The 24,414-nt window shown below is 72.6% G+C and carries 25 protein-coding genes; 16 read left to right on the forward strand and 9 right to left on the reverse strand.

Going from position 1 to position 24,414, the window contains the following annotated elements; genetic code table 11:
* Positions 1 to 23: 23 nt before the first annotated feature.
* A complete protein-coding gene (locus ABZ801_RS36270) occupies positions 24 to 1,202 on the reverse strand; it encodes an MFS transporter (protein ID WP_360707055.1) in 1,179 nt (392 codons plus the stop codon).
* A 59-nt stretch (positions 1,203 to 1,261) separates the two neighbouring features.
* Between ABZ801_RS36270 and ABZ801_RS36275 the strand changes: the two genes are divergently transcribed.
* Entirely contained in the window at positions 1,262 to 2,278 is a 1,017-nt protein-coding gene (locus ABZ801_RS36275) for a helix-turn-helix domain-containing protein (RefSeq protein WP_360707058.1), read from the forward strand.
* Between the two features lie 41 nt (positions 2,279 to 2,319).
* Here the strand turns inward: ABZ801_RS36275 and ABZ801_RS36280 are convergent, their stop codons facing one another.
* Both ABZ801_RS36280 and ABZ801_RS36285 read right to left on the reverse strand, forming a co-directional pair.
* Positions 2,320 to 3,237, reverse strand: coding sequence for an NAD(P)-dependent oxidoreductase (locus ABZ801_RS36280; protein ID WP_360707061.1), 918 nt, complete (start codon positions 3,235 to 3,237; stop codon positions 2,320 to 2,322).
* An 11-nt stretch (positions 3,238 to 3,248) separates the two neighbouring features.
* Complete coding sequence (locus ABZ801_RS36285) at positions 3,249 to 4,034, reverse strand: XRE family transcriptional regulator (protein WP_360707064.1); 786 nt, start codon at positions 4,032 to 4,034, stop codon at positions 3,249 to 3,251.
* Positions 4,035 to 4,161: 127 nt separating this feature from the next.
* Here ABZ801_RS36285 and ABZ801_RS36290 point away from each other — a divergent pair, with 127 nt between their 5' ends.
* The 9 genes from ABZ801_RS36290 (at position 4,162) to ABZ801_RS36330 (ending at position 11,584) form a co-directional block, all read left to right on the forward strand.
* The gene (locus tag ABZ801_RS36290; RefSeq protein ID WP_360707066.1) at positions 4,162 to 5,469 is read left to right on the forward strand and encodes a Xaa-Pro peptidase family protein; all 1,308 of its coding nucleotides are present in this window, start codon (positions 4,162 to 4,164) and stop codon (positions 5,467 to 5,469) included.
* A complete protein-coding gene (locus ABZ801_RS36295) occupies positions 5,466 to 6,446 on the forward strand; it encodes a thiamine pyrophosphate-dependent dehydrogenase E1 component subunit alpha (protein WP_360707069.1) in 981 nt (326 codons plus the stop codon). The genes ABZ801_RS36290 and ABZ801_RS36295 overlap by 4 nt, the downstream gene beginning before the upstream one ends.
* Positions 6,434 to 7,414: an alpha-ketoacid dehydrogenase subunit beta gene (locus ABZ801_RS36300; RefSeq protein ID WP_360707072.1), complete on the forward strand. Its 981-nt coding sequence runs from the start codon at positions 6,434 to 6,436 to the stop codon at positions 7,412 to 7,414. The genes ABZ801_RS36295 and ABZ801_RS36300 overlap by 13 nt, the downstream gene beginning before the upstream one ends.
* Positions 7,415 to 7,455: 41 nt before the next feature.
* Positions 7,456 to 8,802, forward strand: coding sequence for an amidohydrolase family protein (locus ABZ801_RS36305; protein ID WP_360707075.1), 1,347 nt, complete (start codon positions 7,456 to 7,458; stop codon positions 8,800 to 8,802).
* Positions 8,799 to 9,677: a cupin domain-containing protein gene (locus ABZ801_RS36310; RefSeq protein WP_360707078.1), complete on the forward strand. Its 879-nt coding sequence runs from the start codon at positions 8,799 to 8,801 to the stop codon at positions 9,675 to 9,677. Before ABZ801_RS36305 ends, ABZ801_RS36310 begins: the two co-directional genes overlap by 4 nt.
* Positions 9,674 to 10,357, forward strand: a complete 684-nt coding sequence (locus ABZ801_RS36315) for an SDR family oxidoreductase (protein WP_360707081.1) — start codon at positions 9,674 to 9,676, stop codon at positions 10,355 to 10,357. Before ABZ801_RS36310 ends, ABZ801_RS36315 begins: the two co-directional genes overlap by 4 nt.
* Before the next feature lie 128 nt (positions 10,358 to 10,485).
* A complete protein-coding gene (locus ABZ801_RS36320) occupies positions 10,486 to 10,764 on the forward strand; it encodes a 4-oxalocrotonate tautomerase family protein (RefSeq protein WP_360707291.1) in 279 nt (92 codons plus the stop codon).
* Positions 10,765 to 10,885: 121 nt separating this feature from the next.
* Positions 10,886 to 11,413, forward strand: coding sequence for a DinB family protein (locus ABZ801_RS36325; protein WP_360707084.1), 528 nt, complete (start codon positions 10,886 to 10,888; stop codon positions 11,411 to 11,413).
* Positions 11,414 to 11,419: 6 nt separating this feature from the next.
* Positions 11,420 to 11,584, forward strand: coding sequence for a hypothetical protein (locus ABZ801_RS36330; protein ID WP_360707087.1), 165 nt, complete (start codon positions 11,420 to 11,422; stop codon positions 11,582 to 11,584).
* A gap of 66 nt (positions 11,585 to 11,650) precedes the next feature.
* On the opposite strand, the gene ABZ801_RS36335 is transcribed toward ABZ801_RS36330, so the two are convergent.
* The 3 genes from ABZ801_RS36335 to ABZ801_RS36345 all read right to left on the reverse strand — a co-directional run bounded on the left by ABZ801_RS36335 (position 11,651) and on the right by ABZ801_RS36345 (position 14,127).
* On the reverse strand, positions 11,651 to 12,181 hold the full coding sequence (locus ABZ801_RS36335) for a YbhB/YbcL family Raf kinase inhibitor-like protein (RefSeq protein ID WP_360707089.1): 531 nt from the start codon (positions 12,179 to 12,181) through the stop codon (positions 11,651 to 11,653).
* Positions 12,182 to 12,338: 157 nt separating this feature from the next.
* A complete protein-coding gene (locus ABZ801_RS36340; RefSeq protein ID WP_360707294.1) occupies positions 12,339 to 13,130 on the reverse strand; it encodes an ABC transporter ATP-binding protein in 792 nt (263 codons plus the stop codon).
* A gap of 22 nt (positions 13,131 to 13,152) precedes the next feature.
* The gene (locus tag ABZ801_RS36345; RefSeq protein WP_360707092.1) at positions 13,153 to 14,127 is read right to left on the reverse strand and encodes an ABC transporter permease; all 975 of its coding nucleotides are present in this window, start codon (positions 14,125 to 14,127) and stop codon (positions 13,153 to 13,155) included.
* A gap of 202 nt (positions 14,128 to 14,329) precedes the next feature.
* Here ABZ801_RS36345 and ABZ801_RS36350 point away from each other — a divergent pair, with 202 nt between their 5' ends.
* The 6 genes from ABZ801_RS36350 (at position 14,330) to proS (ending at position 20,756) form a co-directional block, all read left to right on the forward strand.
* Positions 14,330 to 15,862, forward strand: a complete 1,533-nt coding sequence (locus ABZ801_RS36350; RefSeq protein WP_360707096.1) for a phosphatase PAP2 family protein — start codon at positions 14,330 to 14,332, stop codon at positions 15,860 to 15,862.
* 98 nt (positions 15,863 to 15,960) lie between these two features.
* A complete protein-coding gene (locus tag ABZ801_RS36355) occupies positions 15,961 to 16,182 on the forward strand; it encodes a DUF6158 family protein (protein WP_344959621.1) in 222 nt (73 codons plus the stop codon).
* Between the two features lie 116 nt (positions 16,183 to 16,298).
* Positions 16,299 to 17,252, forward strand: a complete 954-nt coding sequence (locus ABZ801_RS36360; RefSeq protein WP_360707099.1) for an LLM class F420-dependent oxidoreductase — start codon at positions 16,299 to 16,301, stop codon at positions 17,250 to 17,252.
* Positions 17,253 to 17,411: 159 nt separating this feature from the next.
* Entirely contained in the window at positions 17,412 to 18,479 is a 1,068-nt protein-coding gene (locus ABZ801_RS36365; RefSeq protein WP_360707102.1) for a VanW family protein, read from the forward strand.
* A gap of 38 nt (positions 18,480 to 18,517) precedes the next feature.
* On the forward strand, positions 18,518 to 19,054 hold the full coding sequence (locus ABZ801_RS36370) for a YceI family protein (protein WP_360707105.1): 537 nt from the start codon (positions 18,518 to 18,520) through the stop codon (positions 19,052 to 19,054).
* Between the two features lie 253 nt (positions 19,055 to 19,307).
* A complete protein-coding gene (gene proS / locus ABZ801_RS36375; RefSeq protein WP_360707108.1) occupies positions 19,308 to 20,756 on the forward strand; it encodes a proline--tRNA ligase in 1,449 nt (482 codons plus the stop codon).
* Positions 20,757 to 20,771: 15 nt separating this feature from the next.
* On the opposite strand, the gene ABZ801_RS36380 is transcribed toward proS, so the two are convergent.
* The 3 genes from ABZ801_RS36380 to ABZ801_RS36390 form a co-directional block, all read right to left on the reverse strand.
* Entirely contained in the window at positions 20,772 to 21,389 is a 618-nt protein-coding gene (locus ABZ801_RS36380) for a DUF6328 family protein (protein ID WP_344942941.1), read from the reverse strand.
* A gap of 87 nt (positions 21,390 to 21,476) precedes the next feature.
* Positions 21,477 to 23,462: a SpoIIE family protein phosphatase gene (locus tag ABZ801_RS36385; RefSeq protein ID WP_360707111.1), complete on the reverse strand. Its 1,986-nt coding sequence runs from the start codon at positions 23,460 to 23,462 to the stop codon at positions 21,477 to 21,479.
* A 133-nt stretch (positions 23,463 to 23,595) separates the two neighbouring features.
* Complete coding sequence (locus tag ABZ801_RS36390; protein WP_360707114.1) at positions 23,596 to 24,348, reverse strand: ANTAR domain-containing protein; 753 nt, start codon at positions 24,346 to 24,348, stop codon at positions 23,596 to 23,598.
* Positions 24,349 to 24,414 lie beyond the last annotated feature (66 nt).

The following is a 24,414-nucleotide window of genomic DNA, read 5'->3' on the forward strand; positions in this document are numbered from 1 at the left end:
ACGGGTACCCGCGGCGTGCCGGTTCATGCCGGCCGGCCCGCCGCGGGCTCGCGCAGGGTGCGCGCCAGCGCCGCGGCCGCGACCGCCGACGCCGCCCCGAACAGGGCCATCACCGTGCCCGGCGGCAGCACCTCGCCGAGCGCCCCGGCGGCCGCAACGCACGCCGCCTGGCCGGTGATCACACCGATGTTCGCCAGGCCGAGCGCCTGGCCGCGCATGTCGTGCGGCACCGCGTCCAGGAACCTGCGCTGCAGGCCCAGCTCGTAGCTCAGCCCGAACGCCGACAGCGCCGCCAGCGCGCACGCCGCCGCCACCCCCGGCCGCGCCGCGAACACCAGCAGCGGCAGGCCCATCATGATCGCCAGCGGCAGCGCGAGCCGTTCCCTGTTGCGCGCGCGCCCGACGACCATGTTGCCCGCCAGCATCCCGGCGGCGTAGGAGGCGAGGATGGCGCCCGCCGCGTCGGGGCGTCCCAGGTGCGCCGCGTACGGGATCACCACGCCCTCGGACCCCACCGCCAGCGAGATCGGCAGCCACTGGGCGAGCATCAGGCCCCGCGTCCCGCGATCGGCCATCAGCACCCGGTTGACCCGCCACGTCTCCCGCACCGACGCGCCGACCGCGACCTTCCTCGGCGGCCGCCTGCGCACTCCCGCCCGCGCGCCCGCCGCCGCCACCAGGGAACTGCCCGCCGCCAGCCACAGCGCCCCCTCCGGCCCGACCGCCAGCAGCAGCAGCCCGCCCGCCGCGTGCCCGCCGATCTGCGCCCCCGCCGCCGTCATCGTGAACAGCGACCGTCCCAGCACGTAATGGTCACCGGGCAGCAGATCCGGCAGGACGGCCGTCGCCGCGGCCGTCGCGACCGGCGCGAACAGCCCGGCCACCGCCGTCAGCAGGATCGCCGCCGACGTCGGCAGGCCCAGCGCCAGGGAGGCCGTCACCCCCGTCCGTAGCACGTGGAAACCCACCAGCAACGGCCGCGGCGGCACCCGATCGGCCAGCGACAGCAGGAACGCGCCGCCGACCACGTACGGCAGCATCCCCGCCCCGTAGGCCAGGGCGGACGCCAGCGCCGACCCCGTCTCCTCGTACACCAGGACCGACAGCCCGAGCATCCGCACCGTGTCGCCCACGACGAACAACGTGTGCAGCCCGAACAGCACCCGGAACTCGCCGACCCCGAAGACCGCGCGATACGTCATGCGAGCGATCGTCACGACACGCCCCCGGGAGGGCTAACGTTTCGCTCAGGAGCGAAACAATGATCGAGATCGAGGTCGGTCCGGGGGACATGGCGGCCAGCCGCTTCGCCATCGCCCCCCTGATCGAGGTGCACACCGCCCTCGGCGTGCTCATCGGCCGCGTCCCGCCCGGCCACCTGCGGTCATGGGCGTCCCGCGCCCGCACGACGTTCGCCGGGCTCATGGACGACCCCGCCGTCCGCGCCCTGGCGCACCTGGGACGCAACCGCGGCTACATCGCCGACTTCGTCTCCCCGCCCCCGAACCGCCCGAACGCCACCATCGGCGAGCAACTGGCCCAGGTCCGCGCCACCCCGCCCGACCTGGCCCGCACCGAGGTCGCCCGCAACCTCGCCGGCCTGCCCGCCCCCGACCCGCAGGTGCGCGCCGTCCTCTCGGCACCCGGCATGGTGGAACTGCTGGCCGCCGCCCTGGAGAAGACCTGGACGGCCCTGATCGCCCCGGAGTGGCCCGTCCTGCGCGCGATCCTCGACCAGGACCTGATCTACCGCGCCGGACGCCTGGCCACCTACGGCTGGGGCGCCGCCCTGGACGACCTGTCGCCCCGCGTCCGCTGGCGCGCCGACCGCGGCGTCATCGAACTGGCGGGCCTGCTGTCCTCCGGCCGCTACCGCCTGGCCGGGGCGGGCCTGCTGTTCGTCCCCACCGTCTTCTCCGACCTGGGCGCCCAGCTCGAACGCGACTGGCCCAACACCCTCTTCTACCGAGCGCGCGGCCTGTCCGTGCTCTGGGAGCGCCGTCCGCCCCCAGCGCCCGACACCCTCGGCCGCCTGCTGGGCCGCACGCGCGCCCGCCTCCTGCTCGCCCTGGCCGCCCCCGCCACCACGACGCAGCTCGCCGCCCGCCTGGACGCCAGCCTCGGCGGCACCGCCGGCCACCTCGCCGTCCTGGCCGCCTCCGGCCTGGTGACCAAGACCCGCACCGGCCGCACCGTCCTCTACCACCGCACCCCCCTGGGCGACGCCCTCATCGCCCCCGGCGGCGCCGCCGGCCCGAGTGAGGTCGGCGGCCCCTGAGCGTGGCGGACGGCTCGGCGGCCGGCGGGGTCGCGGGGCGGTCAGCCTTGGAGGCCGTCGTCCACGGTGACGTTCTCGGGTTCGAGTTCCACACCGGCCGCGGCGGCCTGCTGGTCCAGGAGGACCGCGAAGTCCTGCTCCACGCGGCCGCTCTCCACGAGGGACCGGACGAGGCGGGCCGTCAACTCGACGACGGGCATGGGCACGCCCAGCCCCTCGGCCGCGGACAGGCCCAGGTCGAAGTCCTTCTCCAGCAGCGGCGGGGTGAAGGTCGGCGTGTAGTCGAGATTGACGAACGCGGGCGTCTTGTAGCGGGTGAACACCGAGCCCAGCACGCTGTTGTTGAGGAACTCCAGAACGGCGTGCCGGGGGACGCCGCCCTTCTCCGCCAGCACGGTGATCTCCGCCAGCCCCTGCGTCAGCACGCCCAGCAGCAGGTTGTGCGCGATCTTCACCAGGCGGGCGGAGTCGCCGTCGCCCATGTAGCTCACCGAGCGGCCGATGCGTTCGAGCAGCGGGGCCACGCGGTCGTAGGCGTCCCGGGGCCCGGACACGGCGATGGCGAGCCGTCCCGCGCGGACGGCCCCGGGGTTGCCGCTGACGGGAGCGGCGAGGAACGCGGCTCCGTGCTTCGCGCACTCTTGGCGGAGGGCTGCCGACGTGTCCGGTGACACTGTTGAGCAGTCGACGATGACATCCGGTACCCGGTCGGTGCCTGTGAGGAGCCCGTCGTCGCCCGTCAGTACGGCTCTGAGGGCCGCGTCGTTGGTGAGCATCGTGAACACGACCTGCTTGCCGCGCATTTCGGCGAGCGAACCGGCGAGTGCCGCGCCGTGGTCGCGCAGCGGTTCGGCTTTGGCGATGGTGCGGTTCCAGACGGTCACGTTCACGTCGGCGTCGGCCAGTCGCTCGACCATGGCCGTGCCCATGCGTCCCGTTCCGATCCAGCCGACGTCCATGTTCGCCCTCCCTAATGGGCCGGAGGCCAAGGGGTCTCGGTGTCGTGGACGAACCAGACGCCCACCGCCGGGACGTCGCCCTCGTTGTGGTAGCGGTGCGGCGTGGCCGACGGGAACGACACCGAGTCGCCCGGCCGCATCCGGTGGGTCTCGAAGCCCAGCGTGAGCGTCAGCTCGCCTTCGAGGAGGTACCCGTGTTCGACGCCCCCGTGCCGCATGAGCTTTCCCGAGCCGGACGACGACCCGCCCGGCGCGTAGGTGACGAGCAGGAAGTCCACGTTCGTGCCGGGGACATGCCCCAGCCGCTCCCACGTCACGCCCGACTCCAGCTCCAGCACTTCCCGCTCCCCAGACCGCAGCAACGGCCCCATGAACGAAAGAGTCTCGGCCGCCGCTGAACTCACGGCCTTTCCGTCGGCGGCCGCTTCGTCACCGGCCCCTTCGACGGGCGCCGCGTGTGGAGCGGCGGGCAACGGGGCGGCGTCTTCCGGGCCGGGGGACGGAACCGTGACCACCATGGCGGGGGCTGCGGCGGGCTGTGGGACGGGCGACGCCGCTGGGGGCGCGGGCTCCGGGGGCGGGATGTCGCCAGGGGTGGCGTTGAAGACGTCTTCTATGGAGATGCCCAGGGACTGGGTGATGGCGTAGAGGGTGCTGACGGACGGCTGGCTTTTGCCCGTCTCGATCTGGGAGACCATGCTCGCGGACACGCCGACGGCGCGGGCCAGGGCGCGGAGTGTGACGCCGCGCTTGAGGCGCTCTTCGCGGATGCGCGCGCCGACGGGTGGGACGGGCATCGTCCACCTCCTTTCCCCATCGAGCGTACAGCAGCCATGAACGGTCACCGGCGAATGTTCAGTGACTATTGACAGGAGTGTTCACCGGTACTTCATTGAAGGGGGCGAGCTTGGAGGTGAACCGGCGGTGGCGATCAGGACCTTCGGGCCCAACGCGGTCGACTGGGAGGAGCGCGTCGACCTCGGCCGGCTGCGGCGCGAGCGGCTGCGCAGGCTGAGAGAGCATCTGGCCCGGTCCGGCCTCGGCGCGGTGCTGGCGTTCGACTTCTCCAACATCCGCTACATGACCGCGACGCACATCGGCACGTGGGCGATGGACAAGCTGATCCGGTTCGCCCTGCTGACCCGCGACGGCGACCCCGTCATCTGGGACTTCGGGTCGGCGGCGCGGCACCACCAGATCTACAACCCCTGGCTGGGCGACGGCGCGCGTGCGGGGATCTCCACGCTGCGCGGCGCCTTCCCGCCGGAGGCGGGCATCGCCGCCGACGTGGCGAAGAAGGTCGCGACCGTGCTGCGGGAGCGCGGGCTGCACAACGAGCCGCTCGGTGTCGACGTGGTCGAGCCGCCGGTGCTCTTCGCGCTGCGCGACGAAGGCGTCGACGTGCTGGACGGCCAGCAGGTGTTCATGGAGGCCCGCCGCGTCAAGACCCGCGACGAGATAGCGCTGCTGACCCAGGCGTGCTCCATGGTGGACGCCGCCTACGAGGAGCTGTACGGGTTCCTGCGTCCGGGCGTCCGCGAGAACGAGTGCGTGGGGCTGGTCAGCAAGGTGCTGTACGACTTGGGCAGCGAGTACGTCGAGGGCGTGAACGCGATCTCGGGGGAGCGGTGCTCACCGCACCCGCACGTCTACAGCGACCGGATCGTCCGTCCGGGCGACCCCGCGTTCTTCGACATCCTGCACAGCCACCTGGGCTACCGCACCTGCTACTACCGCACGTTCGCCGTCGGCAGCGCGTCGCGGGCGCTGCGGGACGCCTACGTTCGCTGCCGCGAGTACATGGACGAGGCGATCTCGCTGGTCAAGCCGGGGGCGACGACGGCCGACATCGTGTCGGTGTGGCCGCGGGCGCAGGAGTTCGGGTTCGCCGACGAGACGGCCGCGTTCGCCCTGCAGTACGGCCATGGCGTCGGGCTGTCGATCTGGGAGAAGCCGATCTTCAGCCGGCTGGTGTCGCCGGACCATCCCGAGACGCTGGAGGCGGGCATGGTGTTCGCGCTGGAGACGTACTGGCCCGCGTCCGACGGCTGGTCCGCGGCCCGCATCGAGGAGGAGGTGGTGGTGACGGCGGACGGCTGCGAGGTCATCACCAAGTTCCCGGCGGAGGAGCTGCTGGTGGCCGGGCGCAGGTACTGGACGGCCGGGGGAGCGCTGAACACGCTGCGCGAGCCCGAGTCGCACCTGAACCGCGACAACGGCGGCCCCCGATGATCGGCGCCGAGGAGCTGCTGGGGCTGTACGAGCGGATGGCGTTGATCCGCCGCACCGAGAAGGCGGCGCACGACCTGTTCATGGCGGGACTGGTCAAGGGCACGACGCACCTGGCCGCCGGGCACGAGGCGGTCGCGGTGGGCGCGAGCGCGGCGCTGCGCGACGACGACTACGTGTTCGCCACCTACCGCGGCCACCACCACGCGATGGCGCGCGGCGCGAGCGCGGAGGAGTGCCTGGCCGAGCTGATGAGCAAGGCAACGGGCGTGTGCGGGGCCAAGGGCGGCTCGATGCACCTGACGAAGGCGTCGTCCGGGATGCTCGGCTCGTACGCGATCGTGGGGGCGCACCTGCCGATGGCGGCGGGCGCGGCGTGGTCGGCGAAGCTGCGCGGCAGCGGGCAGGTCGCGGTGGCGTTCTTCGGGGACGGCGCGACCAACATCGGGGCGTTCCACGAGGCGCTCAACCTGGCGGCGGTGTGGTCGCTGCCCGTCGTGTTCGTCTGCGAGAACAACCTCTACATGGAGTACACGCCGATCGGGACGGTGACGGCCGTCGCCAACCCGGCCGCCGACCGCGCGTCGGCGTACGGGCTGGACGGCGAGGTCATCGACGGCAACGACGTGGTCGTCGTCGCCGAGGCGGTGGGACGGGCGGCCGCCCGCGCCCGTGCCGGCGACGGCCCGTCGATCATCGAGGCGCGGACGTACCGGCACTACGGGCACAGCCGCGCCGACCCGGCCAGGTACCGGCCCGCAGAGGAGGTCGAACGCTGGCTCAAGCACGACCCGCTCGACCTGGCGCGGGCCCGTCTCGAAGCGCTCGGCGTCCCGGACGCCAAGGTGCTGGAGGCCGACGAACGCGTCCGCGCCGCCGTGGACGCGGCCGTCGCGGCGGCCGAGGACGCGCCCGGCCCCGACCCGGCCGAGGCGTTCACCGACGTGTGGGCGGACGGAGGCGCGGCATGGCGGACGTGATCACCTACCGGGCGGCGGTCGCCGAGGGCATCGCCCGCGAGATGCGCCGCGACCCGGCGGTGGTGTGCCTGGGCGAGGACATCGGCGCGGCCGGGGGCGTGTTCAAGACGACCGCCGGGCTGTTCGAGGAGTTCGGCCCCGAACGGGTCTGGGACACCCCGATCTCCGAGCAGGCCATCGTCGGGGCCGCGATGGGCGCCGCGATGACCGGGCTGCGGCCCGTCGCCGAGATCATGTTCAGCGACTTTCTGGCCTGCTGCTGGGACTACCTGGCCAACGAGATCCCCAAGGTCCGGTACATGACCGGCGGGCAGGTCACCGTCCCGCTGGTGGTGCGCACCGCCAACGGCGGCGGCCTGGGCTTCGGCGCCCAGCACTCGCAGGCCGTGGAGAACTGGGCGCTGACCGTGCCCGGACTGAAGATCGCCGCGCCGTCCACCGCCGCCGACGTGATCGGCATGATGGCCGCCGCGATCCGCAGCCCCGACCCCGTGGTGTTCTTCGAGCACAAGGGCCTGCTGGCGAGCGAGGGCCCGCTGCCACCGGACGGTCACGTGGTGGAACTGGGGGAGGCCGCGGTCGTGCGCGGCGGCGACGACCTGACGATCGTGGCGCTGGCGTCCACCGTGCCGACCGCGCTGGCCGCCGCCGGCCGACTGGCCGCCGAGGGAGTCGGCGCCGAGGTCATCGACCTGCGCTGTCTCGTCCCGCTGGACATGGCGGCCGTGCTGCGCTCGCTGGAGCGCACCTCGCGCCTGCTGATCGTGGAGGAGAACCCCTACCAGGGCGGCTGGGGCGGCACCGTCGCCTCGATCGTCGCCGACGAGGGGTTCGAACTGCTCGACGCCCCGGTGCGGCGGGTCGCCGCCGCCTGCGTCCCCCTGCCGTTCGCGGACGTCCTGGAAGACCAGGTCATCCCGACGGTCGACAAAGTCACCGAAGCCGCACGCGCCCTGGCCCGCTACTGACTTCCCACGCCCTCCCACCACCCCCCATGCAGGAGGCGGCCATGACCCATCGCATGCTCCTCCGTGGTGGCCACGTGCTCACCATGGACCCCGACCTCGGCGACCTGCCGTCCGGCGACGTCCTCATCGAGGACGGCACGATCGCCGCCGTGCGACCCCGCATCGACGCCGACGCCGAGGTCATCGACGTCGCCGGACGCATCGTCATCCCCGGATTCGTCGACACCCACCGGCACACCTGGGAGTCCGCCATCCGCGGCGTCGCCCCCGACGCCACCCTGGACGACTACTTCGTCGACATCCTCGACACTTTCGCCCCCGTCTACACCCCCGAGGACGTTCACGCGAGCAATCTCGCCGGGGCGCTGGAATGCCTCAACGCCGGAATCACCACGCTCGTGGACTGGTCGCACATCAACAACACCCCCGAGCACGCCGACGCCGCCATCCGCGGGCTCCAGGAGGCGGGAATCCGCGCGCAGTACGCCTACGGAAGCGCCAACACATCCCTCGCCGAGTACTGGTTCGAGAGCAAGCGCGTCATCCCGGACGACGACGTGAGGCGCGTCCGCTCCACGTATTTCTCGTCCGGCGACGGCCTGCTGACAATGGCGCTCGCGACGCGCGGCCCGGGATTCTGCGTGCCCGACGTCGTCCGCGCGGAATGGGCGCTCGCCCGCGAACTGGCCATTCCCATCACCGTCCATGTCGGAATGGGCCGCCAGGCCGGCCGCTTCGACATGGTCAGGCAGTTGGGCGAACTCGGGCTGCTCGGCCCCGACACCACCTACGTCCACTGCTGTTATCTGTCCGAGGAAGAATGGCGCCTGGTCGCCGACACGGGCGGCACCGTCTCCGTCGCGCCGCAGGTGGAGATGCAGATGGGGCACGGCTGGCCGCCCGTCATGAAGGCGCTGGAGCACGGGCTGCGGCCCGGCCTGTCCGCCGACGTGGTCACCACCGTCCCCGGCGACATGTTCACCGAGATCCGCGCGGCGTTCGCCGCCGACCGCGCCCGCGTCAACGCCGCCTGCTGGGAGGCCGACACGCCCGTCCCCGACACCATGCTCACCGCCCGCCGGATGCTGGAGATCGCGACGGTCAACGGCGCCCACGTCGCCGGGCTGGAAGACCGCACGGGCTCGCTCACCCCCGGAAAGCAGGCCGACGTCGTCGTGGTGGACGCCACCGCGATCAACATGGCGCCGGTGCACGACGCGGCCGCCGCCGTGACGCTGAGCGCGGACGTGTCCAACGTGGAGACCGTGATCGTCGGCGGGGTGGTCCGCAAGCGCGACGGGCGGCTGCTCGCCGACGTGAACCGGGCGCGCGCCCTGGTCGAAGCCTCCCGTGACCGCCTCCTCGCCCGGGTGGAGAAGGCGGCATGACGGTACGGCACCTGGTGCGCAGGGCGGCGGACGCCGAGTTCACCGCCCCCGCCCCCGGATACCGGCGCTGGGCCGCGGTCGGTGAACACACCGGCGCCGTGCACACCGGATTCGCGATCTGTGAACTGGACTCCGGTGCTTCGCTGAACGCGCACATGCATTCGTTCGAGGAATCGTTCTACGTCCTGGAAGGCTCGGCTGTCGTCGCGACACCGGAAGGCTCCGTCCGCGTCCAGCCGGGCGACTACGGAATCGTGCCGGTCGGCGTCCCCCACCTTTGGCGCAACGACGGCGACGCCCCATGCCGCTGGGCCGAAATGCAGGCTCCCGTGCCCCGGGCCCAATACGACCACGACACATTCGAGGCGCCCGCCTTCCCCGTGGCGCCCCCGTCTCCTGTCGACGTACGCGATCCGCGGACCCGCCGCTACGGCCATATCGAACCCGCCAACATGGACCCGGACAAACAAACCCAGGATCTGCTGGCGGTCTCGGCGAGCATGCGCACCGCCCTGCTCGTCTACAGCGGAATCACCGTCAAGATGATGGTGGACGGCGAACTCGGCGCGCGGCTGTCGACCATGTTCATGGTGCAGTACGAGCGGGACGGGGTGGCGGGCCCGCACGACCACCCGCTGGAGGAGACGTACCTCATCCTGGAAGGACGCACCGAGGCCGTGTTCGACGGGGAACGGCACCTGCTCGGCCCCGGCGACATCGCGTGGGCGGGCGCGGGCTGCGTGCACTCGTTCACCAACGCGGGACCGGGACGCGTCCGCTGGCTGGAGACGCAGGCACCGCAACCGCCCTCACGCCATTCCTACAGGTTCGTCCGCGACTGGGAGCCCCTGCGCGGCGAAGGAGCGACCTCATGACGACCATCGTGATCGTGGGCGGCACGTCCGGCATCGGCCGCGAGATCGCCCGGCAGCACGCCGCCCGGGGCGCCGAGGTGATCATCACGGGGCGGGACGCGTCCCGCGCCGCCACCGCCGCCAAGGAGATCGGCGGCGCCCGCGGCCTCGCCCTCGACCTGACCCGTCCCGGCGAGATCGCCTCCGCGCTCGCCGACGTTGAGCACGTGGACCACGTGGTGCTGGCCGCGATCGAACGCGACCAGAACACCGCCGCCGACTACCGGCTGGACGGCGCGCAACGCCTGGCCACGCTCAAGCTCGTCGGCTACACCGAGGTCGTGCACGCGCTGCTGCCGCGCATGAGCCGGGACGGGTCGATCGTCATCTTCGGCGGCCTGGCCAAGGACCGCCCCTACCCGGGGTCGACGATGGTGTCCGCCGTCAACGGCGCCGTCACGGGGCTCGTCCGCACCCTGGCCGTGGAGCTGGCGCCGATCCGCGTCAACGCGGTGCACCCGGGCATCGTCGGCGACAGCCCGTTCTGGCGCGACAAGCCCTTGGACGCCATCGTCTCCCGCACGCCCACCGGACGTCTCGCCACCATGGAGGACGTGGCCGACGCGGTCGCCTTCCTGCTGCGCAACCCGTCCGTCAACGGCGTCAACCTCGACATCGACGGAGGCTGGCTGCTCACCTGAGATCGCAGCGTCGCGGATCCGGTGCCGCTCGTCGGGCCTTCCAGCACCTGCGCGGCCGTGATCGCCGGCGGCGGAGGGTTGAGCCGCCGCCCGCCGGATACGGCAGTGGTGTCACACCGGTGGCCGTCATGTTGCGACAGTACGGCGCACATGTCGCACGAACCGAGGGGGGCGGACGGATGCCGTTGATCAATGTGAAGGTGCTCGAGGGCGTGTTCAGCGAGGCTCAGAAGGCGGAGATCGTGAAGAGGCTGACCGACGCGATGGTCGGTATCGAGGGCGAGAACATGCGTTCCCTGACCCTGGTGATCGTCGAGGACGTCAAGAGCGGCTCCTGGGGCGTCGGCGGGCGGCCGTTGAGCACCGACGAGGTGAAGGCCATGGCCGCGGGCGAGGCCTCCGGCTGATCGGGTCGTCCCGGGCCACCCGCCCGGCGGCCTGGGACGACGCCCGGCACGGGCCACCGTCCCCACCGGTGCCGGCCGAAACGCGATGGCCGGGCCGCGTCCGCGTGGTGATAATGGCGCGATGGGATGGGTGGCACCGGAAGTCCCACTGGAACGCGGCTGGACACGGCATCTGACCGGGGACGAGCGTGCGCTCGCCGACTCCTGGCTCGACTTCCATCGGCAGACGCTTCTGTGGAAATGCGGCGGCCTGACCGAGGAGCAGCTGAAACTGCGCGGCGTCGAACCGTCGAACCTTTCGCTGCTCGGCATCGTCCGGCACATGGCGGAGGTGGAACGGGACTGGTTCCGGTACCGCTTCGCCGGTGAACGGCCCGGCTACCTCTACGTCACCGAGGACGACATGACCGCCGAGTTCACCGTCGACGGCGCCGACGCCGCGGCCGACTACGCCGCCTATCTCGACGAGATCGAGACCGTCCGCCGGACGACCGCCGGACGCTCCCTGGACGAGACGTTCCTCGATCCGCGCCGCGAGGTGGAGATGAACCTGCGGTTCGTCTACACGGTCATGATCCAGGAATACGCGCGCCACAACGGCCACGCCGACCTGCTGCGCGAACGCGTCGACGGCGCCACCGGCCACTGACCGCCCATGGGAGACCTTGCCGCCGACGCCGCCGTGACCGGCGAGAACGGCCATTACACCGCCGAACTCTCCCCCGAATGGGCCGCCTGGGGGCCGAACGGCGGTTACCTCACGGCGATCCTGGTGCGGGCGGCCCTGGCGCACGGCCCCGACCCCACGTCCCCGCGCTGACGCGCAGGCTCGGCGGAGACCACGTGGAGAGCCCCTCGCGAAGGGGCTCTCCACGTCAGGGAGCGGTCAGGAGCCCTCGACCCCGTACAGCGCGACGATCGAGGCGCGGGCCACGGTGTGGGCGGTGATGTTGAACCCGACCACGGCGGGCGAGGCGTCGGAGTCCAGGCCCAGCGACTCGACGTCCAGGGCGTGCACGGTGAACACGTAGCGGTGCGGCTCGCCGGGCGGCGGGGCGCTCCCGCCGTACGCCTTGATGCCGTAGTCGTTGCGGGCGTGCACGCCGACCTTGGCGTCCTCGGTGCCCGCGCCGGTCGGCAGCGACACGATGTCGGTGGGGATGTCGAACAGCACCCAGTGCCAGAAGCCGCTGCCGGTGGGCGCGTCGGGGTCGAAGCAGGTGACTGCGAAGCTGCGGGTCTCGGCGGGGAAGCCGGACCAGGACAGCTGGGGCGACCGGTTGCCGCCGCTGAAGCCCCAGTCGTTGAACACGTGCTCCTCGGCCAGCCGCTGCCCCTCGGCGATGTCGTCGCTGGTCAGCGTGAACGACGGCACCTGCGGCAGGTACTCGTGCGGAAGCGGTGGCTTGGCGGCCATGCGACCTCCTCATCAGATGATCCGTTTTCCCAACCCCATCTGTACCAGGGGTGCCCGGCACGCGCGGGCGCGCACGGCCCGGAAGGCGGCGCGCGGACGAAAAACCCGCCCGGTCGCCGATCGGCATCCGGGCGGGGACGTGTGCGGGAAAGGGGTTCTACTTGCCGGTGGCCTCGGTGTAGGCGGAGAGGACCTCCTGGGGGTCGCCGTCCATCTTGACGCGGCCCTCGTCCAGCCAGATGACGCGGTTGCAGGTCTCCTCGATCACGTCGAGGTTGTGGGCGACCAGGAAGACCGCGCCGGCGTTCTTGCGCAGCTCGTCGATCTTGGCCTTGCTGCGGCGCTTGAACTTGGCGTCGCCGGTGGCCAGGGCCTCGTCGATGAGCATCACGTCGTGGGTGCGGGCCGCGGCGATGGCGAAGCGCAGCCGGGCGCCCATGCCGGAGGAGTAGGTCGACATCGGGTAGTCGATGAAGCCCGGCTTGAGGTCGGCGAACTTGACGATCTGGTCGTAGCGCTGCTTGGTCTCCTCCTGGGACAGGCCCATGGCCAGGCAGCCCAGGATGATGTTGCGCGAGCCCGACAGGTCGCGCATCAGCGCGGCGTTGACGCCCAGCAGGGACGGCTGCCCGTCGGTGTAGACGGCGCCGCGGGCCGGGGGCAGCAGCCCCGCGATCGCCTTGAGCAGCGTGGACTTGCCCGAGCCGTTGGTGCCGATCACGCCGATGGCGTCGCCGCGGTAGGCGATGAACGACACCCCGCGGACCGCGTGCACCTCTTTCATCTGCGGCCGGTTCTCCCGCCGCAGGATGCGCAGCAGCGCGGTCGCCGCCGTGCCCTTGCCGCCGCCGGCGCTGTAGACCCGGTAGACGATGTGCAGGCCGTCCACCACGACGATCGGCTCGCGGTCGGGGTCGATGACGACCTCCGGCTGCGCCCCTGTGGTCATCGCGATCTTCTCTTTGAGCGCCTTAGCCACGGCCGTACCTCTCCTCCGCACGGTAGAAGTACCAGAATCCGCCGGCGAAGGCGATCACGGCCCACAGGACCGCGTACAGCCACAGGCGGGCGTAGTTGGGGTCGTAGGGGACGAGGTTGTGCCGGAAGCTGCTGATCAGCGAGGTGCGCATCAGCTCGATGTAGACCGCGCCGGGGTTGGCCTCCAGGATGTGGCCGATCCAGGCGTGGCCGTCCTTTTCGAACCGGTGCACCATCTTCGGGATGAAGAAGAACACACCGGAGAAGTAGAGCCAGGTGCGGGTGATGAACGGCAGCAGCTGCTGGATGTCGCGCACGAACGCGCCCGCGCGGGCGATGGCCAGGCTGATCCCCACGTTGAACAGCAGCTGGAGCAGGAGCACCGGAACGATCAGCAGCCAGTGCAGGGTGGGCATCTCGCCGGTGGCCAGCACGATCACCAGCAGCACGAACATGGAGATCAGCAGCTGCTGCAGCTCCATGATGACGTAGGCGAACGGCAGCGAGGCGCGCGGGAAGTGCAGCGCCCGGATCAGCGACAGGTTGTTGCCGACCGACTTGGCCCCGGCGGTCAGCGACCGCTGGGTGAAGGTGAAGACGAAGACGCCCGTGATCAGGTAGGCGGTGAAGTTGTCGATGCCGCGGTTGGTCTGCAGCAGCACGCCGAAGATCAGGTAGTAGACGGCGGCGTTCAGCAGCGGGGTGAGGACCTGCCACAGCTGGCCCAGGCGCGAGGCGGAGTAGGTGGAGGCCGTCTTGGCCGAGGCGAACGCCCAGATGAACGTCCGGCGCTGCCACAGCTCCTGGACGTACCTGCGCAGCGGGGGGCGGGCGGCGCTGCGTGTCAGCCCGTGCCGTTTGGCGAACTCGGCCAGGGACTCACCGACCCGTCCGTTCATGTGGGAAGGGTCCGTGATGGTGCCGACCGGCTCGCCACCCGGGGAGCTGAGCCGTTCCGGGTGACTCATGCCGGGAAGCCTATTGCAGTCCGCCTCCTGTGCGGGACGATCGCACGCATGTGACCCCTGATTTGAGATCTTTGGGAATCATGTCCGACTCCTCGGGGATACCCCGGGCATGCAGGCGAATCACCGGAAGGCGCCGGGACGGCCGTCGCGACGGCCGGGGGCGCCGGCGGCGGGAATGGCGGTGGACGTGCGCGGTGGTGGGGTGACCCGCCGACGGATCGTTTTCCGGGGGCCGGTGTGGCGTGCCCTGCACCGGCTGGACCGGCGGGCGTTCGAGCAGGTTGCCGCGGCCCGGCTGCCCGGCCTGGAGTACGTGCTGCCGCGGCTGTCGCGGTTCGCCGACCACGGTGTGCTGTGGTTCACCACGGCGGGGGCGCTCGGCCTGACGCGGCAGGCGCGGCTGCGGCGCGCCGGGCTGCGCGGCGCGATCGCGATCGCGGTGGCCAGCCCGGCCGTGAACCTGGTCGGCAAGCACGCGTTCCGGCGCAAGCGCCCGGTCGTGGACCTGGTGCCGCCGATCCGGATCCGGTTCCGGCTGCCGACCTCGCCCGCGTTCCCGTCCGGCCACTCGGCGTCGGCGGGGGCCTTCGCGACGGGCGTGGCGATGGAGGCGCCGGCCGCCGTGGCCGTGCCGGTCGCGCTCACCGCCGGCGCCGTGGCGTTCTCCCGCGTCTACACCGGGGCGCACTATCCCGGGGACGTGCTGGCGGGCCTGGGCATCGGGGTGGCGGCCGGGCTCGGCACGCGGCTGGTGTGGCCCGCCCGCCCGCCGGTGGCGCGGGCGACCCCGACCGCCGCGGAGCACGTCAGGATCCACCCGGAGGGGCGCGGCGTGGTGGCGGTGGTGAACGTCGGGTCGGGCGCGGGCGGAAACGGCGGCGGGCCGCTGGTGCCGACGGTCGCCGAGTCGGCGATCGCGGTGCTGCAGCGCGAACTGCCGGGCGCCGAGATCGTCCGGGTGGGCCCGGACGAGGACGTCGAACGCGCCCTGGACGACGCCGCCGCGCGGGCCGAGGTGCTGGCGATCGTCGGCGGGGACGGCACGGTCAACGCGGGCGCGCGGGCGGCGCTGCGGCACGACGTGCCGCTGCTGCCGATCCCGGGCGGCACGTTCGACCACTTCGCGCGGGCTCTCGGCGTCGAGTCGCCGATGCACGCGGTCAACGCCTACCGGGACGGCTGCCTGGCCCGGGTGGACGTGGGGGAGATCGTCGCCGGCGGCGCGGCCGACGAGCCGATGGTGTTCCTCAACACCGCCAGCTTCGGCGCGTACGCCGAGCTGGTGGACCGGCGCGAACGCCTGGAGCGGCGGCTCGGCAAGTGGCCCGCGCTGGCGGTCGCGGCCGTCCGGACCCTGCGGCACGCCCGGCCCGTCGACATGACGGTGGACGGCCGGCCCCGCAAGGTCTGGCTGGCGTTCGTCGGCAACTGCCTGTACGGCTCGCGGGGCCCGGCGCCCACCTGGCGGCGGCACCTGGACGACGGGCAGCTCGACATCCGCATGGTCACGACGGGACGGCGGGCGCCGCGCCTGCGCGCGCTCGCGGCGGTGCTGCTGGGGCACCTGCACCTCACCCCCGGCTACCGCGCCTGGCGCGGCGGCGCGCTGGAGCTGGTCTCGCTGAACGGCGACCTGCGGGTGGCCAGGGACGGAGAGGTCTCGTCGGTGTCCACCAAGGTCCGTTTCGGCAAGCGGGCGGGCGCCCTGGCCGTGTTCTGCCCGCGTGCGCACTGAGCCCCCGTGCCGTGAGACCGCGCCGTGAGCATGTTTGCCGTGCTGCGGTCGGGTACGCGTCAGGTACGCACATCAGGACGATCTTGAGGATTGGGGTCATGACGACCGGAGTCCAACCCAGCGCGCTCAGCGACCAGGACCTCCTGCGGGAACTGGGGCATCTCTACGACACCCGGATGGACGCCCTGCGGCACGCCGCCGACCAGGCGTTCGGCGAGCACACCCGGCGGATGAACCAGCTGGAGGCCGAGTACCTGCGGCGCAACCCGTCCCGCGAGGTCGATCCCGAACGGCTGCGCGAGGGCGCCCGCGCCCGCTGAACCGCCCGCTGAACCGCTCGCCGTGCCCGCACGACCCGCCGCGCCCGCCTGAGACGGGCGGCGGCGGGGCGGCGCGACGTCCAGGCGAACGTCCAGGCAAGGGGGGGAATGCGTCCATGACGACCTTCGGTTACTTCCTGTCCTGCGAGGAGCACGGACCCGAGGAGCTGATCCGGCAGGCGCGGCTGGCCGAGCAGGCCGGGTTCGAGGCGCTGTGGATCTCCGACCACTTCCATCCGTGGCTGGACGAGCAGGGCCAGAGCCCGTTCGTCTGGTCGGTGATCGGCGCCCTGTCGCAGGCCGTGTCTCTGCCGATCACCACGGCGGTCACCTGCCCGACCTTCCGGATCCACCCGGCGATCGTGGCGCAGGCCGCCGCCACCAGCCAGGTGATGCTGAACGGCCGGTTCCGGCTCGGGCTCGGCAGCGGGGAGGCGCTGAACGAGCACATCACCGGCGCGCCCTGGCCGCCGGCCGCCGAGCGCCTGGAGATGCTGGAGGAGGCCGTCGAGATCATCAGGGCGCTGTTCGGCGGCCGCCAGATCACCCACCGCGGCCGGCACTACCGCGTGGACACCGCCCGGCTCTACACGCTGCCGGACGCGCCGCCGCCCATCTACATGTCCGGGTTCGGCGACCGGGCCGCGTCGCTGGCGGGCCGCATCGCCGACGGCTTCATGACGACCATGCCCGACCCGGGGCCCATCCAGTCGTTCCGCAGCGCCGGCGGGCACGGCAAGCCCATGCAGGCCGGTCTGAAGGCGTGCTGGGGGCAGGACGAGGGACAGGCCGTCAAGACCGTCCACCGGCTGTGGCGCAACGAGCAGATCGAGGGCGAGGCGGCGCAGATCCTGCAGGTGCCGCGGCACTTCGACCAGCTCGGGCAGCTCGTCACCGAGGACATGATCCGCGAGAACGTGCCGTGCGGCCCCGACCCCGAACGGCATGTCGCCGCGATCCGCCCGTTCGTCGAGGCCGGGTTCGACGAGATCTACGTCAACCAGATCGGCCCCGAGCCCGACGGCTTCTTCGAGTTCTACCGCGACCAGGTGCTGCCCCGGCTGCGGTAGCGGACATTCCACGCGCGGCCGGTCGATCGCGGACGCGGGCGGTTGTGCCGCGGGTGAAGCGCGGCTTTCGGCTCGGTAAACCTCACCGAAGTGCCCGGGCACGCCGCCGCACGGCCGTGTAACGCTTCCCCGGTGCTTTCGGGGAGGTGTGGCACGACCATGGTGCCCGGACCACAGGCGACGCGCGGCCCTCGGGCCCGGCGCGCGCACCGCGTCAGACGTTCGCGGGGTGTCCGCCGTCCGCGCGCGCTCCGGCGCCCGCGGGGCGTCCGCCGCTCCCGCGCGGCCCGGCCGAGCCTGGCGGCGTGCGCGCGGCGCGGCTGGCCGTTCGTCGCGGTGGCGCTCGGCGCGGTCGCGGCCGTGCTCGGCACGTACCTGGCGGCCGACATCGGCACGCGGGCGGGCGACCGGGCGTCGGCCGCCGAGAACGCGACCGCCTTCCACCGGGCGGCCGCCGCGGGCCGCGCGCCCGCGCCCGGCCCGGCGCCGGCTCCCGTCCGGGCACCGGCCCCCGTACAGACGCCGACTCCGCCGCCGCCCGGCGCACCGGGGATGATCAGCTCCTACACCACGCGGTTCACGCCGGGCGAGCCGCGGGTGCGCAACATCCAGCTCGCCGCCCGCATCCTGGACGGCGCCGTGGTGCGGCCCGGCCGGACGTTCTCGTTCAACAAAGTGATCGGCCCGCGCACCCGTGCGCGCGGCTACGTTCCGGCGCCGTCGATCAGGGGAAGCCGGATGGTCGCCGACGACGTGGGCGGCGGCATCTGCCAGGTCTCCTCAACGTTGTTCAACGCGGTGTTCGAGGCGGGGATGCGCATCCGCCGCACCCGTTCCCACAGCCTGTGGATGCCGGAGTACCCGATCGGGCGCGAGGCCGCCGTCGCCTACCCCGACCTGGACTTCACCTGGACGAACGACTCCCGCCACCCGGTGACGATCCGCGCCTCGTACACCGGCGCGTCCCTCACCGTGAGCCTGTGGGGCGTGCGCCGCTACGACGTCCGCTCCAAGACCTCGCCCCGCTACGGATTCACCCCCTACGGCTCGGCCATCGGACTCGGTGCCTCGTGCCTGCCCACGCGCGGCGCCCGGGGCTTCCAGGTCGACGTCTGGCGGGTGCTGGCACGAGACGGCCGCACGGTGCGCCGCGAACGGTTCCACACCACCTACGAGCCGCGGACCCGGGTCCGCTGCATCGGCCCTCGGCGCGGCGCCGGCCGCTGACGGCGGGCGGCGTATCGTGGGACGTGTCGGGAGGGGCCATGGCACTGCGTGAGGGAACGCACGAGTTCGGGCCGGACGACGGGCGGCTGCTGATCAGGACGAGCCGCAGCGGGCTGGGCCGCCGGGCCGGGCACGACCTGACGATCGAGGCGACCCGCTGGCGCGGCACCGCCGTCGTGGGCGGCGGGCCCGGCGAGTCGTCGGTCGAGGTCACCGTGGACGCGGACGGGCTGCAGGTGCGCGAGGGCACCGGCGGGGTGCTGCCGCTGTCGGACGCCGACCGCGAGCAGATCGCCGCCAACATGCGGGAGGTCCTGCGGGCCGGCGAGCATCCCGAGATCACCTTCCGGTCCACCGGGGTCAGCGGGACGCCCGAGCGGTTCACCGTCGAGGGCGAGCTGACGGTCGCCGGACGCACCGAGCCGCTGACCGTCGAGGCGGCCGCGGACGGCGACCGGCTGAAGGGCGAGGCGACCGTCAAGCAGACCCGCTGGGGCATCAAGCCGTACTCGGCGTTCTTCGGCGCCCTCAAGCTGGCCGACGACGTGCGGGTCTCCTTCGACGTCGCCCTCTGACCAGCACTCCCTGATCAGCGCTCCCTGATCGGCGCCCTCTGCTCAGCGCGCCCGCGACACCCGTTTCTCGTCCCACACGGGCTCGGGCGACTCGTACACCGAGCCGTCCGCCCCGAACACCAGGAACCGGTCGAACGAGCCGGCGAACCGCCGGGTGACATGTCGTTGAGCGGCGGGCGGTCGGGGGTGGGATGCTTGACGTGCGGAGAGAATGTGTGCTGGGTGGGCGGCGTCTGTTAGTACCCTCGTCAGCGTGAGTCGTGAAGGTGTGACGCCGCAGAGCGAAGATTTCTCCGCCTGGTACAACGAGCTGGTCGTCAAGGCCCAGCTCGTCGACCGTGGTCCGGTGCGGGGGACGATGGTCATCCGACCGTACGGGTACCGGGTCTGGGAGCTGCTCCAGGCGGACCTGGACCGGCGCATCAAGGACGCCGGGCACGACAACGCCGTCTTCCCGCTGTTCATCCCGGAGTCCTACCTCAAGCGGGAGGCCGAGCACGTCGAGGGCTTCTCGCCCGAACTGGCCGTGGTGACGATCGCGGGCGGCAAGGACCTGGAGGAGCCGCTGGTGGTGCGGCCCACCTCCGAGACGGTCATCGGCGAGTACATGGCCAAGTGGATCGAGTCGCACCGCGACCTGCCGCTGCTGCTCAACCAGTGGGCCAACGTGGTCCGCTGGGAGATGCGGCCCCGGATGTTCCTGCGCACCACCGAGTTCCTGTGGCAGGAGGGGCACACCGCGCACGTCGACGAGGACGACGCGATGCGCGAGACCATGTGGGCCCTGGACGCCTACGCCGGCGTGGCCCGCGAGCTGGCCGCCATGCCGGTGGTGGCGGGTGAGAAGACCCCCGGCGAGCGCTTCGCGGGCGCCGTGCGCACCTACACCATCGAGGGCATGATGCGCGACGGCCGGGCCCTGCAGGCCGGCACGTCCCACTACCTGGGCACCAACTTCGCCAAGGCGTTCGAGATCCAGTACCAGGACGAGGACGGGCAGCTCAAGCTGGCCCACACCACGTCCTGGGGCATGAGCACCCGCATGATCGGCGGCGTGATCATGACGCACGGCGACGACAAGGGCCTGGTGCTGCCGCCCCGGCTGGCGCCCTACCAGGTGGTGATCGTCCCGATCGGGCGCAAGGAGCAGGGCGAGCGCACCGCCGCCGAGGCCCGCCGCCTGGGCGCCGCGATCAAGGCGATGGGCATCCGCGTCCACGTGGACGACAACCGCCCGCAGCTGACCCCCGGGTACAAGTTCAACGAGTGGGAGATGCGCGGCGTCCCGGTCCGCATCGAGCTCGGCATGCGCGACCTGGAGAACGGCGTCGCCACCGTCGTGCGGCGGCTGCCGACCGTCGAGGGCCAGGGCAAGGAGCAGATCCCGCTGGAGAAGGTGCCCGAGCTGCTGCCCGGGGTGCTCGCCGACTTCCAGGCGTTCCTGCTGGCCCGCGCCGAGGCGTTCCGCGACGAGCACACCGCCACCGTCGACTCCTGGGACGACTTCACCGGCCAGGTCACCGGGGGCTGGGCGAACGCGTTCCACTGCGGCCGCGGCGAGTGCGAGGACGACATCAAGGCCGACACCGCCGCCACCCCCCGGGTCATCCCCGAGCAGGCGCCCGAGGAGAGCGGCGTGTGCGTCAAGTGCGGCCGTCCGTCGGCGTACGGCAAGCGCGTCCTGTTCGGCAAGGCGTACTGAGCCGCCCGCCGCGGTTCACCGGTCGTCGCGCTTCGGCGCCGTCTCGCGTGAGGCGGCGCCGGAGCCGCCCGTGACCTGCCCGTCGGGGCCTTCGCCGGGGTCTCCACGATGTTCGTCGGGGTCGGGGTCGGCGCTGCGCGCGGCGAGCGCGGCGCGGCGCGACAGCAGCGGCTGGACGAACCACGCCCACCCGCACAGCGAGGCGACGATCGCCGCCGTGGCGGCCGCCGCCGCGTCCGGCAGTAGCGTGTCCACGATCAGCGTGGTGGCGGCCGTGATCGACAGCGCCAGGGCGAGCGCGCCGCAGATCCCGAACCGGTTGGCGCGCCGGATCAGCAGCGGCTTCTGGCCCAGCCGGAACAGGATCCGGTGCTGGGTGACCGGGGCGATGAAGCAGATCGACGCCAGCGCCGCCCCGAACAGCGCCACGTAGTACAGGACGCGGCCGGTGTCGTCCACCTCGCGGAAGCCGACCGCGAACGGCACGGTGAGCAGGAACGCGAACAGCACCTGGACGCCGGTGACCGCGACGCGGTAGCCCTGCAGCAGCTCCATCAGCTGCCGGTCGAGACGTTCGTGCTCGGTCTCGTTGCGGGGTCTCTCGTCGCGCGGTGTGGAGGGGGTGCGTTCCATGAACGCCCAATTACCCGATCATCGAGCATTCAAGCGATACATCTCGGTTGATACGGGTCATACGGGGCGAGACGGTCGAACGGGGCGTCAGTTGAGGCTGGGCGGCAGCACGCGGACGGCCAGCATGGACACGTCGTCGCGCAGGTCGCCGTCACAGAAGTCCAGCAGCTCGCTCTCCACGGCGCCGAGCATGTCCTCCAGGGGGGCGGTGGCGTGCGCGGCCAGCACGTCCATCAGCCGGTCGACCCCGAACTGCCGCCGCCTCATGTCGCACGCCTCCAGCACCCCGTCGGAGTGCAGGAACAGGGTGTCGCCCGCGCCGAGGTCGACGGTGTCGCGCCCGGCGTCGAAGTCGTCGAACAGCCCGAGCGGCACGCCCCCGCCCGTGACCGTGCGGATCACCCCGTCGGCCCGGACCACGATCGCGGGCGGGTGGCCCGCCGAGCCCAGCGACACCGTGACCCGCTCGCTGCCCTGCACCAGCGTGGCCATCACGGCGGTGACGAAGCGGTCCTCGTCCAGCAGCACCTCGTTGACCTCCGACAGCACCTCGGTCGGACCGGCCTTGCGGCGCGACAGCAGCCGGACGCCGTGCCGGGCGGTGGCGGTCACCGCCGCGGCGTCCTCGCCCTTGCCGCACACGTCGCCGAGGACCAGGCCCCAGCCGTCGGGGGTCGGGAACACGTCGTAGAAGTCGCCGCCGACCTCGACGCCGTCGGTGGCGCCGATGTAGCGCCCGGCCAGCACCAGCCCCGGGATCGCGGGCAGCTGCTTGGGCAGCAGGCTGGCCTGCAGCGAGTCGGCGACCTGCGCGCGGCGCCGGTACAGCCGGGCGGCGCGGATCACCAGCGCCACGTAGCGGCCCAGGCGCTGCACCACCGACAGGTCGAGCAGGTCGAACGGACCGTGCTCGCCGCTGACCGCCAGGGTGATCGTGCCCAGGCAGCGTTCGCCGTCCTCCACCGGCACGCACAGCACCGAGCCGGCGCCGATCTTGACGCAGACCGGCTGGCCGTCCTCGCACGTCCCCAGCAGGTCCAGCTCCTCCACATGGGGACGCAGGGCGCTGTTGCGGCTGCCGTAGACGGTGTAGGGCAGGGTGTCGGCGGCGGGGGGCAGCTCCTCGATCAGGCGGGCGGCCTCGGCGGACGCCTCGTCCTGCGGGCCGAGCACGACCTGGCGGCGCAGCTCGGGACCCTCGACGGCGCGGGCGGCCAGCTCCTCGGCCGTGGCCGTGCCGGGCTGCCCCGGCATGTCGGGCACCAGGTCGACGATCACCCAGTCGGCCAGCTCGGCGGCCAGCAGCCGGGCGCAGCGCCGCACCGCGACCGTCTCGTTGAAGACCGGCTCCTCCAGCAGCAGCTCGCTGGCGCCGGCCAGCACGTCCATCCGGTGGACGATCGTCGCCACGGCCTCGTCGTCGCCGGGCGCCACGGCCGGTTGCGGCATGGACGAGGCGGCCGCGCGCGGAGCGCCCCGCCGGGCGGGCCGCGCCTGCTCGGGCGCCGCGCCGTCGGCCGGCGAGGCGGCCGCGATCACCATGGGGTCGGGTTCGCCGCGGATCCACACCCGGACCATCGTCACCACCGCGTCCACGGGGCTGGCACCGCCCAGGAACCGCACCTGCGCGCGTCGGCGCCGCCCGGTGCGCACCACCGCGGCGAGCTGGGAGCGCAGCGCGGCCCGGGTCGGCAGATCGCAGAAGGCGGTGAACTGCTTGCCCGACACGTAGCCGGGGGAGGTGCCCAGCAGCGCCGCCGCCTGCCGGTTGACGCGGCGCACGCCCGCGCCGCGGTCCAGCAGGAACAGCGGGACGGGCGCCTCCTGGAAGACCGTCCGCAGCACCCGCCGCTCGGTCTCGGCGGAGGCCGAGGCACGGCCGGCCGCCGCGCCCTGCTCGGTGTTCAGGGCGCGCAGGGCGGTCAGCGCCAGCTCCAGCTCCACCAGGGCGGCGTCGAGGGTGGCCCGGGGGTCGGCCTCCCGCATGCCGGCGGCCTGGCGAAGTTCGGCGATCCGCGTCTCGAGATCGCCGATCTCGCGCATCAGGCTCTCTGGTTCGAGCTGGTCGGGCATGGGGTACTCCTGGCTCTTCCGGGGCGGCACGACGGGAACGGACCGAAGCCCGGGCATGGGCGGTGGGCTGGTTCTGTTACGGCCGCCGTGCGAAGCCTATGCTCCCCACGGGTCCGCGGCCCACTGGACCGGTCTAGAGAAGGCCCTGGTCACCCACGATCCGCTGGGCCAGCGCGGTCAGCTTGACGTGCCGGGTCTGGGAGATGCGGCGCAGCTCGGCGAACGCCTGGTCGGCGTCGCAGCCCAGCGCGTGCATGAGGATGCCCTTGGCCTGGTCGACGACCGCCCGGGACTCGACCGCCTCCTGGAGCTGCACGGCGGTGCGGTGCACCTCTTCGTACTGCAGGCTGTTGGACATGGCGGCGCTGCCCTGTGCCACCAGCAGCGAGGCCAGCACGTGCTGCCCCTGCTCGCCGTGTCCGCCCGAGGACAGGGCGCGCGGCCGCACCCCGTACAGGCTGAGGGTGACCAGGACGGGTTCCTTCGCGTGCGGCGTGGTGGTGAAGCAGCGGATGCCGCGGCGCAGCATGTCCGCCGCGGTCTCCGGCCACCGGGTCTCGGCCAGCACGTCGTCGGACATGACGGGCCGGCGGGTGTCCACCACCTCGTGTATGGGGCCGTGGCCGCGCGCGAGCTGCCGGTCGACGATCTCGGCCAGGTCGGGGTGGCTGGCGGCGGACGCCAGCGGCTCGGGCCGGTCGTCGGGGGACTGGGGAATGCTCCAGCGAACGCTGGACGCGCCCGCGCACCCCGGCACCGCGCGGCACGCCAGTTCGGTCACCCGGTGCAGCGTGCCCACGTCGGACGACTCGCCGACGACGCCCAGCCGGGCGATCTCGAAGGCGAGCCGGTCGGTGAGTACGGATTCGGCGGGCGGCACAACCACGACGTTATCCTCTCGAACGACCGATTCACACCCTGGCCGGCGCCCGGTCGCCCGGTCCGCCCGCGG

This window comes from Actinomadura sp. NPDC047616, assembly GCF_040642915.1.
GTDB lineage: Bacteria > Actinomycetota > Actinomycetes > Streptosporangiales > Streptosporangiaceae > Spirillospora > Spirillospora miaoliensis.